Raw genomic sequence first — 12,022 nt, 5'->3', positions numbered from 1 at the left:
CCTCAGGTCACCGATGTGATAAAACAGGGCTGAACTTGCCAAGCGAGTGAGTGCTCGTTTGACCATGAAAGAGGATTTTATGGCGAAAGATAAAATTGAAATTCGCGGGGCTCGTGCCCATAACTTAAAAAATATTGATGTTGATATTCCAAAGGAATCCCTCACGGTTGTGACTGGCTTATCCGGATCTGGAAAGTCTTCTCTGGCTTTTGATACCCTCTATGCCGAGGGGCAACGCCGCTACGTGGAATCATTGTCCGCCTATGCCCGGCAATTCTTGGGGCAGATGGATAAGCCCGACGTCGACTCGATTGACGGCCTTTCACCGGCCATTTCCATTGATCAAAAAACAACTTCGAATAATCCTCGATCAACAGTCGGAACGGTAACCGAGATTTCAGATTACTTCCGTTTGTTGTTTGCTCGAGTGGGGAAGCCTGATGATCCAAAGGATGGGACGAAAATTCTGCATTCGATTGATCAGATGGTCGAATATGCTCAAAAAGAGTTACCTGAGGGAACCCGTTTGCAGGTCTTTGCACCGATTATCCAGCACAAGAAGGGCACCCACGAAAAGGCCTTTGCTCAGATGCAAAAGCAGGGTTATTTACGGGCTCGCATTGATGGTGAGATTGTTGAACTTGATACGGTTGACGACCTCGCTTTGGAACGTAATCGTTTCCATGATATTGATGTTTTGGTGGATCGGATTGTTTTGCGTGCTGATGCCCGGTCTCGCCTTTTCGATTCGATTGAAGCAGCCACGAACCTAGCTGGCGGTTTAGTGGTTTTGGAGCCGGTTGGCCGTGGTGACGAGGAAGTTCCTGCGCCATTGCGGTTCTCAGACCACTATTTGGGCGACCTGAAAGATTTTAAGGTTGGCCGATTGGAGCCGCGACTCTTTTCTTTCAACGCACCGATGGGGGCTTGTCCTGTCTGTCAGGGGCTTGGAGCGACTCAAGAGGTCGATTTGGATCTGGTTGTGCCAGATGATACTCTGACGTTGAAACAGGGCGCTCTGGCGCCTTGGAACCCAATTTCTTCTAACTACTATCCAGCACTGCTGGAACAGTTTTGTGAACAATTTGGGATTGATCAAAATGTGCCCTTTATGGATTTGTCGAAGAAGGACCAGGACCTGATTTTGTATGGGTCGGGTGAGAAGGAATTCCACTTCCACTTCCAAAATGATTTTGGTGGCGTTCGTGATGCTGACCAGGTTTTTGAAGGGGTGATGAACAACGTTTCCCGGCGTTATAAGGAAACCAATTCCGACTTTACTCGTGACCAGATGGCTCAATACATGACGCAACTGACCTGTCCAGCATGTCATGGATACCGGTTAAACCCGGCGGCCTTGTCCATCAAGGTTGGTGGCCGCAATATTGGTGATGTCACGAATTTGCCGGTTGATGAGGAATTGGCTTATTTTGCTGATTTGACCTTTGGTCCCCAAGACCAAGAAATTGCCCAGCCAATCTTAAAGGAAATTCAAGATCGACTTGGTTTCTTACGGTCCGTTGGCCTTGATTACCTAACGTTGTCTCGGTCAGCTTCCACATTGTCTGGTGGGGAATCGCAACGAATTCGCTTGGCGACACAAATCGGGTCAAACCTATCTGGGGTCCTCTATGTTTTGGATGAACCATCGATTGGTTTGCACCAGCGTGATAACGATAAACTGTTAGCATCGATGCAGTCAATGCGTGATTTGGGGAACACACTGGTTGTCGTTGAACACGATGAAGATACCATGGAAGCTGCTGATTACCTGATTGATGTTGGCCCTGGGGCTGGATCACTAGGTGGCCAAATTATGGCCGCTGGTACGCCGGCTGAAGTCATGAAGAATCCCAAATCTTTGACTGGTCAGTACCTCTCAGGAAAGCGTTACATTCCGGTGCCGAAGTCTCGTCGGAAGGGCAATGGCGAAGAAATTGTCATTCGGGGAGCCAAGGAAAATAACCTAAAAAACATTACGGCGAAATTTCCATTGGGAAAGTTTGTCGCCGTTACGGGGGTTTCTGGATCGGGTAAGTCGACACTGGTCAATACCATTTTGAAGCGAGTTTTGAAACAAAAGCTCAATAAGAATTCAAATAAGCCTGGTGCCTACCGCTCGGTTGAGGGAATTGAAAACCTAGAGCAAGTGGTTGATATCGATCAATCGCCAATCGGTCGAACACCGCGGTCAAACCCCGCAACCTATACGGGTGTCTTCGATGATATTCGCGAGTTGTTTGCTCAAACAAATGAGGCCAAACTCCGTGGGTATTCCAAGGGACGGTTCTCCTTCAATACGAAGGGTGGCCGCTGTGAAAACTGTCGTGGTGATGGGGTCATCAAGATTGAGATGAATTTCTTGCCGGATGTTTACGTGGCCTGTGAGGTCTGTGGTGGTACTCGCTACAACTCCGAAACGTTGGAAGTCACTTACAAGGACAAGACGATTTCTCAGGTCTTGGATATGACTGCCAAGGAAGCTCTTGATTTCTTTGCACCAATTCCAAAGATTGCCCGTCGTTTGCAAACCATTAATGACGTTGGTTTGGGCTATGTAAAATTAGGCCAATCCGCAACAACACTATCAGGTGGGGAAGCACAGCGAATGAAGTTGGCTTCTGAATTGCATCGCCGGACAAACGGGAAGACGATTTATATTCTCGACGAACCAACAACTGGTTTGCACACTGATGACATTGCTCGCTTGCTAACGGTTTTGAACCGCTTGGTTGATGCAGGCAATACGGTCGTCGTCATCGAACACAACCTGGACGTAATCAAGTCAGCCGACTGGTTGATTGATTTGGGTCCAGAGGGTGGTGCCGGCGGTGGTAAGATTCTGGTTACTGGGACACCGGAAAAGGTGGCCAAAAACACCGAATCTTATACGGCTAAGTATTTGAAAAAGATTATGGACCGCGATATCGCTCGCGAAAAGCGTGATGAAAAATCAGCGCAGTCCTAAAGAACAATAAAAACGGCAGTGACCATTTAGTTTTAGATGGTCACTGCCGTTTTGTTTTTTCATAATAAATTGGGAAGTGAATAGCTCGGCTTAAACCGCAACTGCACCGCGGATAGCTGGTTCTGATTCATAATCCAAAATTTTAATGTCATCCATGGTGTAATCAAAGATTGATTTGACCTCAGGGTTCAGCCAAAGCTTTGGCAATGGATGCATTGGCCGACTGATTTGTTCTTTGACCTGGTCGACGTGGTTCTTGTAAATGTGTGTGTCGCCGATAGTGTGGACGAAGTCACCGACTTCCAGACCGGTTTGAGCAGCAATCATGTGAATCAACAGCGAGTATGAAGCGATGTTGAAGGGAACACCTAAGAAGAAGTCGCCCGAACGTTGGTAAAGTTGTGCTGAGAGCTTACCATCACTAACGTAGTACTGTGACAAAACGTGGCAAGATGGCAGTGGTGCTTGAGGGGTCGTTTCGGCATTCCAAGCAGACAAAATCAGACGCCGAGAGTTCGGATTGTTCTTGATTTGGTCGATTAAGTTGCTGATTTGGTCTGTGGTGCCACCATCGGGCAAAACAGATGCCCATGACCGCCAGAGCTTACCGTAAACCTCACCGATATAACCGTACTTTTCCATAAAGTCATCATCGTTTAAGATTTTGTCGATGAAGATGTCCTTTTGCTCCTGGTAGAGGGCGTTGAATTCGGCATCGGTTTGTGAACGCAAGCCAAAATCAGTCATGTCCGGTCCACTATATTCGTCGGACTCAATCCAGTTTTTAAAGGCCCATTCGTCCCAGATATGGTTATTATTTTGCAACAAGAAGCGGATGTTATTATCCCCGCGCAAGAACCAGAGCAATTCTGATTTGATCAGCTTGAAGAAAACTTTTTTAGTGGTTAAAAGAGGGAAGCCTTCCTGGAGTTCAAAGCGCATTTGCGTCCCGAAGATTGAATAGGTTCCGGTCCCAGTCCGATCGTCCTTGTAGTGGCCTTCGTTCAAGATTTTAGCGGCCAGATCGAGGTATGTTTGTTCGTTTTGACTCATGATTAAGTCCCCTTTAATAAAAATTAGTCCTTCTTAGTATAGCAAAAAAGCAAGGTGTCCTCCTTGCTTTTTCTTTGGCTAGTCTTTAATAAATTGAGCGAGGTTGATTTGTTCAGCCGTTTGGGCTTCGAAGGGAACTTGGACTAAGGCAACGTTTTTTTCTTTTAAGAGGGACTCGGCGAATTCATCATTGCGATAATCACGCATGAAGTTAATTTTGGTAATACCGGCTTGAAGCAACAGTTTCGTACATTGCACGCAGGGAACGTCGGTCACATAGACTTCTGATCCTTCAACGGCAATCCCCATCGAGGCGGCTTGCATGAGGGCGTTTTGTTCAGCGTGAACGGCTCTGATGCAGTGACCATCAACGATATAGTCGCCAACTTCTGTACAGTGAGGGGTCCCAGAAACGGCACCGTTGTAGCCAGAGGCGATAATGCGATGGTCCTTCACGAGGATGGCACCAACGTGACGTCTAGTACAAGTTGACCGGGTTGAGAGGATGGCGGCTTGTGCGATAAAGTATTGATCCCAAGAAATACGGTTGTCAGACATAAAAAAATTACCTTTCTGTAAACAAAAAACGGTTTTATTCTGATAAAATGGTCTTACAAAGATATTTTATAATAAAACGTTCGGAAAATCAGGAACAAGGAGAAACATAATGGCAACTATTTTAGACGGAAAGGCCCTCTCAAAGGACCTCAAAATCGCACTGGCGGACAAGGTCAAGGAATCGGGGTTGAGTCCAAAGCTAGCGGTTGTTTTTGATCCAAAAAATGATGGATCACGTCTCTATGTTGGCATGAAGCAACGCGCAGCAGCCAAGGTTGGCATTGCCACTGAGGATATTGCGGTTGCTGACGATGTGACAACAGAAGCCGTCTTAAAGATTGTAGCAGATTTGAACGCAGATCCAAGCGTGACTGGTATTTTGGTTCAGGCACCATTGCCAGAAGCTGTTAACGACCAGCAGGTCTTCTCAGCCATCGCCCCTGAAAAGGATGTTGATGGATTAGGTGCTTTCAACCAGGGAATGCTCTTTGGTGACCAACCTGGTGAATACGCCGTGGCAGCCACTCCTCAAGGCGTGATGACGATGTTGAAGCATTATGACATTGATCCATATGGTAAGAAAGCTGTTGTCGTTGGTCGTTCTCAACTCTTTGGTCGTCCAATGGCTGCTTTGTTGAACAACGCGAACGCAACGGTGACGTTGGCTCACCGTTACACACCACGTGAAATGCTCCTGGATTCCCTCAAGGATGCGGACATTGTTGTCGTTGGAGTAGGTATTGCGAACTTTATTACTGGCGACCAAATCAAGGATGGTGCTGTTTTGGTTGATGTTGGGATGAACGTTGTCGATGGTAAGACGACCGGTGATATCGAATTTGCCTCGGCCGAAAAGAAGGCATCCTTCATTACGCCAGTTCCAGGTGGTGTTGGTCCAATGACCATTGCTACGCTGTTGAAAAATACTTTTGCAGCAGCTTTGAACCAAGAAAAAAATCAGTAAAAATTAATTATGCTTATTTAAAAGATCGAATTCATTGAATTCGGTCTTTTTTGTTTTTCAAAATCTTTTTTCGTCAAACCCAATAGTGTTGTATAGAGGGCAATGGAGCAAAAAATTGGTTAACCGAACGTTTTGAAGTTGAGCAATTTTTTGCTGAATTGGTCGTCTTATTCACTAGCGATGAAAGGAGGACACCATGATCAAGAAATTGGCCAATTGGCCCGAACATGAACGAGCAGACCCCGCTGATTGGATTCAAGCAGTCCTATCCTGGGGGCAGACGAAAAAGGTAACGGACTTTTATTTTTTACCGGCAGAAGGTGGTAATTACCAGGTACGAGCGCAAATTTTGGGTCAAGTGAGAATCCTGGCAGTGCTGGAAGCAGATTTTGGAAAACGAGCCTTAGCTGTTGTGAAGTACCGGGCGGGTTTAAATTTGGCCGAGAGCCGGCGGCCACAACTGGGCCGCTTTGATTTTGGCCAGGGCTTCGTTCGCGTTTCAACTGTTGGCGACTTTTTGGGGCAAGAAAGTGCCGTTTTGCGGTTGATTTACCCTGATTTGTCACAAAACCGCTGGTTTGATCCAGCAACATTTGCAGACTTGGTTGCCGAAAAAATCAGTGCCGGTCTTTACTTGGTAGCCGGCCCCACAGGGTCAGGTAAGACTAGTACCCTTTATCGCTTGTTGGATGTCTGGTCACCAGGCAAAGTTGTCTTAACGGTTGAGGACCCGGTTGAAATCTACCAGCCAGCTTTTTTGTAACTGCAGGTCAACGAACAAGCAGGAATTGATTACCAATCCTTAATCAAGGTGGCCCTGCGTCACCGGCCAGATCTATTAGTGATTGGCGAGATTCGTGATGCCAAGACTGCTCAGGCCGCCCTTCAAGCAGCCCTAGCTGGTCATTTGGTGTTGAGTACTTTGCATGCCAATTCTGAACTGGCAGTTTTTGATCGTTTGCTCAACCTTGGCCTTGACCGTCAATTACTGAACCAAGCCTTAGTTAAGACAGTTTATCAGCGCTTGCTTCCAGACTTAGATGGTCAGCTGTGGGTTGTGTGCGGGGTGGCTAACTGGCAGGCGGGTGAAGTAACTCATCACCGTCCCTATGCCGAAAATTTAAAACGCTACCAACAAGGAAATCAGGAGGTTTAATTGATGCGTCCGCAACGAAAAATACGTTTTTCTGAAAGTGACCAGGTTCTTTTTTTGGCTGAGCTTGGTGAGTTAACGGCATCTGGTTATGCCTTATCATTGAGTCTCGATGTTTTAGCAAGTGCCCATCCAGGTTGGCAAGAAAGGCTACAGACCATCCGTGGCCAGTTGGAGCATGGCCAACCATTAGCTACAAGTCTGGGAAAGGTTTTAAGTCCTTCGGTTGGAATTTATCTTGATTTGGGTCAGTCACATGGTAATTTTGACCAAACGCTGACCGCTTTGGCGAGTAACTTTGACCAAGTGTTGCGCTACAAACAAAAGCTCCGCCAGATTCTAACTTATCCGGTGATTTTATTGGTTTTTTTATTATCCCTGGTTGTGGGGATGGAGACGTATCTTTATCCCATTTTTCATGCTTTGTCGGCCGGACAAAAGGGAGGGCAAGGTCCAGGCAGCAATCCTGCTCTCTTTTATTTGCATGGCTTAGCTTTTCTCTTTGGCCTTGTTTTAGTCATGATTATTATTTCGATTTTCTTACTGAAGCGTTTAGCACCACTACAACGAATTCAAGTCGTCACTCGGGTCCCTTTTTTGGGCACGCTGATGCAGACGCTCTTAACTTATCTGCTAGCAGAACATCTGGGGATTTTGCTGTTAGCAGGCCACACGCTGCCCAATGTGATTGATCGTTTTGCGGCCTTATCCGCTAAGAAAAACGGACTGGTTGTGGCCATTGCTAAGCGAGCACAAGATGCCGTGCAAAGCGGTCAAACTTTGCAAAGTTGGATTGGCAATCAATCTTATTTGAAAAAGCCACTAGCGACTTATTTAGATAGGGGATTTACCGGGCCAGTACTTGGTACCTACTTGACTTACTATGCCAAAAGCGAATTTCAACGGTTTGACCGCCAAGTCAGCCGATTATTAGGCCTCGTTCAACCGCTCTTTTTTGCCCTGATTGGACTGACCATTGTTTTGTTATACCTCGCAATGCTATTACCGCTGTATAAAAATTTAGGAGGAATGTCGATATGACACACACATCTGACTTTGTTAAGCACACACAAACTGGAACGGGGGGACGGTCTCGATTGGCTGGAAGGCCCCGGGATTACTGTCACCATCAGTCCCATCCGATGAACCATCCGATGCAGATTGGTTTATTCAACCAGCGGTCCTTTTTTCAACCCCACAAACGTTTTTGGCTTAAACGTGAACATCGTAAAATTTGTCAATCAAAGGCTTGCTATGCAGTAGTCCGAGCAAAAAATCGGCGGATAGCAGCGAAGAAAAACGGTTTCACATTGATTGAAGCGACGGTAGTACTCTTCATTATTGGTCTTTTGATGTTACTGATTTTGCCGAATTTAACGCAACAACGAGATAAGGCGCAGCAAACCCATGCAAAGGCAATGGTCGCCACTGTACAGACACAGGTTGATTTGTATGTTAATGACCACCCAGAAAAGAAACAGGTCACAATGGATGATTTAGCAAAGGAAAACTACTTGACCAAGGAACAGCTTGAAAAAGTTAAGGCACTGAAAATTGTGATTGCAGGTCATGAAGCTAAAATTTAAATCCTTTACCTTGATCGAATCCGTGATTGTCCTAAGTCTGGTAGCACTTTTGCTTGGGCTTGGATTAGCCTTACGGCCGAGGCCAAATCAGCAGAGTTTTGCAGATTTTCAACAGCAATTTGCTGCCCATTTTCAACGAGCCCGTCTATTAGCACAAGCAAAAGAGGTTGAAAGTATTCTCGATTTTCAATCAGACCAGTTGGTGATTGGTCAAGAAGTGCTTTCTTACCCAGTAAAAAGTAAAGTTGATCAGACAGCAAAAATCGTGATTAAGCCGAGTGGCTATGTGGCCCCCGGTCATATTTCCTGGCGCCAGGGCCAAGTAAACTGGCGTCTTATTTTCCAATTTGGAGGTGGTACCTATCGTTTCGAGAAAGTCTAGAAAATCGTTAGGATTTGCCCTCGTTGAGGGGGTGATGGCACTGACGCTAATTACTGGTGTGGTTGTTTTTGAACTAGAAACGTTGCGCAACTATCAGAAAAAGCAGGGAGAACTGATTTTGCAGAATAAGGCGGCCAACCAGGAAAAAAGAAAGGCGTTAGAGAGATGGCAGTCTTTTGTTGACCAAAAGCAAAAGGAAAAGGAAGAAGCCAATCATGACGGCAGTTCAAAGTAAAAGTAGCCGGAACGGCTTTACCATGGTGGAAGCAATCATGGCCCTCGTCGTGGCAGCGATGGTCTTTGAAGCGTTAATGGTCATTTTGCCACAAAGTAAAAAGGGGCAGACGCAAGATGTACAGACTGATTTTCAGGCAGCCTTAACACAGTTGGGTCGGCAAAACTATCAACTGGATCAAGTTCAATTGCATGAAATTCAGCTGAAGAAGACCATTGGCGATCCGGTTACGTTGAAAATTGCTAAGCATGACTTAGTTTTGGATGGGACTCATCATGGTCGCGTGCTCTTGCTACACGGGATTGATGATTTACGGATTGATAATTTTGGAACCTATCAGCTTTTGACTGTTTTTTCTCGGGGGCATGAGAAAGCGAGCGGCACACTTTTTTTGCCTAATACGAAACAGGCCATTGTAGAAGAGGGGTAAAAGATGTTTAATAATCAGCCACGCCAGCAGCGAAACCGTCAGCCAGCCTACTTACTGTTACCGACCATTTTGGCATTGACACTCATTGGCTTGCTGTTCTTTTTACAGACAAAAATTTTTCACCAAAAGCTGCATAGCCAATTATTATTGTTGGAAACGACGACCATCGATACAAGGCAAATTGAAGCATCACGATTGTTTTACCAAGATAACCAACAATCTGGCCAAATTCAGGGTGATCCTTGGTTAATTGAATCGGGAGAAAAGCAGATTAAAATTACTAATAAACATCAGGATTACTGGCGACCACTTTTAGCCCCTTAGCCTTGTCTAGACTAGCAAAAAGGGCTAAAATAAGACCATGATAAATCGACAAATTCCTGCATATTTTGAAAAAATTGATCAAGCCGTAGTGACGGTGAAAAATCAAGAAAAAACGACCAATCGAGAAGCCCTCGTCATGGCTTTAGAGAGGCTGAATAAAAAAGAGATTCTTAGCTCCGACCATGACCAATTGGCTGATGATTCTAAAAAGGCATTACAGTCGTTAGAAGAGATTGACTGGCCAAAATTGTCTTTCAGCGACCAACGTAATATCTTACAACTTTTGGTTTTGAAAGCTGATCGAGAGGATAAAGTACCAGCAAACCTTCAGTTAACCCCAGATGGTATTGGTTATCTTTTGGGCGAGCTGATTTACCAGACAGCTAATCCTAGTGAACAAACGAGTATCACTGACATGGTTATTGGCACTGGCAACCTCCTATGGACAATCGTTGAAAGCTCTAGTCGTCATGAACTTTCAATCCACGATTTAACTGGGATTGATAACGATGAAGGCCAGCTTGATTTGGCCAGTGAATTGGTAGCTGCACTGAAAGAAGACCCAACACTGTTTTTGGGGGATGTTGTTGGCTTGAAAAAAGAGGAAGTCGCGCCTGCTGATGTTGTGATTGGTGACTTACCAATCGGCTACTACCCGAAAGAAGCACCGGAAAGCTTTGTCACAGCCTTTTCAGAACAAGATGGCCAATCTTATGCTCATTATTTAATGATTGAAAAATCATTAGATTTAGTGAAGAATGATGGTTGGATTTATCTTATCGTGCCAAATGATTTATTAACAGGGCCACGGCATGAGTCAATCCTGAAATTATTCTCACAAAAGGCTCAATTAAAGGCATTTTTGTCACTGCCAGCAGAGTATTTCCAAAATCAAGAACAGGCGAAAGCTTTCTTGGTTTTGCGGAAGAAAGATGCGCTGCCAAAGCAAGAAGTTTTGATGGGACAGTATCCTTCCGTTAAGGACCAAAAGGCCTTGCAAGAATTTTTGCAAGATATCCAAGCCTGGGGTAAACTAAAGTAAGTTAGAAATGAATTAAAAAACAAAGATAGGTGGATTTTTTTCATGGCAAAGATTATGGCAGTGAATGCCGGTAGTTCTTCATTGAAGTTTCAGCTCTTAGAGATGCCACAAGAGCAAGTAATCGCCCAAGGGTTAATTGAACGAATCGGAATGGATGATGCCATTGTAACGATCAAGTTTGCGGCCAATGATCAAGCGGCCAAGAATGCTGACGTTGAGGTATCTGGTGACAAGGCTAAGTTTAAGACCGTTACCGCCATCAAGGACCACCAAGTTGCCATTAACTTGATGCTTGAAAAGTTGTCAGAATTGGATATTATCCAAGACTTTAGCGAAATCGTTGGTGTTGGTCATCGCGTTGTTGCCGGTGGTGAATACTTTGACAAGTCTGTTTTGGTGAACGATGATGTCTTAGCTAAGATTGATGAATTGGCTGATTATGCACCATTGCACAACCCAGCCAACGCATTGGGCATCCGTGCCTTCCAAAAGTTATTGCCAAACGCAACTTCTGTCGCCGTCTTTGATACTTCTTTCCATCAGACAATGCCAAAGGTGAACTACCTTTACTCATTGCCTTATGAATACTATGAAAAGTATGGTGCACGTAAGTATGGTGCTCACGGAACTTCACATCGCTATGTAGCCGGCCGTGCTGCTGACATTTTAGGCAAGGATTTGAAGGACTTGAAGTTGATTACCTTGCACCTTGGTGCCGGTGCTTCAATTACGGCTGTTAAGGGCGGTAAGTCATTTGATACATCAATGGGATTCACACCATTAGCAGGTGTGACGATGGCGACTCGTTCAGGGGATGTGGATGCTTCATTGGTAAACTTTATCCAAACCAAGGAAAACTTGTCAAATGAAGACATGTTGACAATCTTGAACAAGAAATCAGGATTGCAGGGAATTTCACAGGTCTCAAGTGATATGCGTGATCTTTTGGCTGCCCGTCAGGACAACGAACAGGCTGATTTGGCAATTAAAATCTTTGTTGACCGTGTTGTTCGTTACATTGGTCAGTACATTGCTGAAATGGGTGGTGCTGATGCTTTGGTCTTTACTGCCGGTATTGGTGAGAATGCTGATTGGGTTCGAGAAGAAGTCGTTGACCGCTTAGGTTACTTTGGCATCAAGATTGACCAGGATAAGAACACTGGTTGCCGTGAAGAGGCTGATGTTTCAGCTGCTGATGCCAAAATTAAGACTTTAGTTGTGCCAACTGATGAAGAATTGATGATTGCTCGTGATGTGCAAGAATTGATGGCTTAATTTTATAATTACTTAATCAAAAGAAAACATAATGAGTACAACGCTGCTTGCA

The 12,022-nt window shown here is 45.1% G+C and carries 12 protein-coding genes and 1 pseudogene; 11 read left to right on the top strand and 2 right to left on the bottom strand.

Features of this window, described 5'->3' with window-relative positions; translation table 11 throughout:
- Positions 1-79: 79 nt before the first annotated feature.
- Positions 80-2,968, top strand: coding sequence for an excinuclease ABC subunit UvrA (gene uvrA / locus AOQ32_RS03755; RefSeq protein ID WP_059393653.1), 2,889 nt, complete (start codon positions 80-82; stop codon positions 2,966-2,968).
- A 90-nt stretch (positions 2,969-3,058) separates the two neighbouring features.
- Here the strand turns inward: uvrA and AOQ32_RS03750 are convergent, their stop codons facing one another.
- Positions 3,059-4,021 (bottom strand): thymidylate synthase, encoded by a 963-nt coding sequence (locus AOQ32_RS03750; protein WP_059393652.1) that lies wholly within the window; start codon positions 4,019-4,021, stop codon positions 3,059-3,061.
- Between the two features lie 78 nt (positions 4,022-4,099).
- Positions 4,100-4,579: a deoxycytidylate deaminase gene (locus AOQ32_RS03745; RefSeq protein ID WP_047975365.1), complete on the bottom strand. Its 480-nt coding sequence runs from the start codon at positions 4,577-4,579 to the stop codon at positions 4,100-4,102.
- 109 nt (positions 4,580-4,688) lie between these two features.
- Between AOQ32_RS03745 and AOQ32_RS03740 the strand changes: the two genes are divergently transcribed.
- The 10 genes and pseudogenes from AOQ32_RS03740 to AOQ32_RS03690 all read left to right on the top strand — a co-directional run bounded on the left by AOQ32_RS03740 (position 4,689) and on the right by AOQ32_RS03690 (position 11,970).
- Positions 4,689-5,543, top strand: coding sequence for a bifunctional 5,10-methylenetetrahydrofolate dehydrogenase/5,10-methenyltetrahydrofolate cyclohydrolase (locus AOQ32_RS03740; RefSeq protein ID WP_059393651.1), 855 nt, complete (start codon positions 4,689-4,691; stop codon positions 5,541-5,543).
- Positions 5,544-5,739: 196 nt separating this feature from the next.
- Positions 5,740-6,699, top strand: a pseudogene (locus tag AOQ32_RS08975) (ATPase, T2SS/T4P/T4SS family).
- A gap of 3 nt (positions 6,700-6,702) precedes the next feature.
- Positions 6,703-7,737 carry a type II secretion system F family protein gene (locus AOQ32_RS03725; RefSeq protein ID WP_059393648.1) on the top strand — a complete coding sequence of 345 codons (1,035 nt, stop codon included), beginning with the start codon at positions 6,703-6,705 and terminating at the stop codon, positions 7,735-7,737.
- A gap of 242 nt (positions 7,738-7,979) precedes the next feature.
- The gene (gene comGC, locus AOQ32_RS03720; RefSeq protein ID WP_059393698.1) at positions 7,980-8,282 is read left to right on the top strand and encodes a competence type IV pilus major pilin ComGC; all 303 of its coding nucleotides are present in this window, start codon (positions 7,980-7,982) and stop codon (positions 8,280-8,282) included.
- Positions 8,266-8,664 (top strand): hypothetical protein, encoded by a 399-nt coding sequence (locus AOQ32_RS03715; RefSeq protein WP_148666517.1) that lies wholly within the window; start codon positions 8,266-8,268, stop codon positions 8,662-8,664. The genes comGC and AOQ32_RS03715 overlap by 17 nt, the downstream gene beginning before the upstream one ends.
- Positions 8,665-8,698: 34 nt before the next feature.
- Positions 8,699-8,899, top strand: a complete 201-nt coding sequence (locus AOQ32_RS03710) for a hypothetical protein (RefSeq protein ID WP_059393646.1) — start codon at positions 8,699-8,701, stop codon at positions 8,897-8,899.
- Positions 8,880-9,329: a type IV pilus modification PilV family protein gene (locus AOQ32_RS03705; protein ID WP_059393645.1), complete on the top strand. Its 450-nt coding sequence runs from the start codon at positions 8,880-8,882 to the stop codon at positions 9,327-9,329. The genes AOQ32_RS03710 and AOQ32_RS03705 overlap by 20 nt, the downstream gene beginning before the upstream one ends.
- 3 nt (positions 9,330-9,332) lie before the next feature.
- Positions 9,333-9,653: a hypothetical protein gene (locus AOQ32_RS03700; protein ID WP_059393644.1), complete on the top strand. Its 321-nt coding sequence runs from the start codon at positions 9,333-9,335 to the stop codon at positions 9,651-9,653.
- Positions 9,654-9,690: 37 nt separating this feature from the next.
- Positions 9,691-10,695 carry a class I SAM-dependent methyltransferase gene (locus tag AOQ32_RS03695; protein ID WP_059393643.1) on the top strand — a complete coding sequence of 335 codons (1,005 nt, stop codon included), beginning with the start codon at positions 9,691-9,693 and terminating at the stop codon, positions 10,693-10,695.
- A 42-nt stretch (positions 10,696-10,737) separates the two neighbouring features.
- On the top strand, positions 10,738-11,970 hold the full coding sequence (locus tag AOQ32_RS03690) for an acetate/propionate family kinase (RefSeq protein WP_059393642.1): 1,233 nt from the start codon (positions 10,738-10,740) through the stop codon (positions 11,968-11,970).
- The last annotated feature ends 52 nt before the right edge of the window (positions 11,971-12,022 follow it).

The organism is Fructobacillus tropaeoli (assembly GCF_001047135.2).
In the GTDB taxonomy this organism is placed as follows: domain Bacteria; phylum Bacillota; class Bacilli; order Lactobacillales; family Lactobacillaceae; genus Fructobacillus; species Fructobacillus tropaeoli.
The sequence above is the reverse complement of the archived record's forward strand: the minus strand, read 5'-3'. Positions and strand labels throughout refer to the sequence as shown.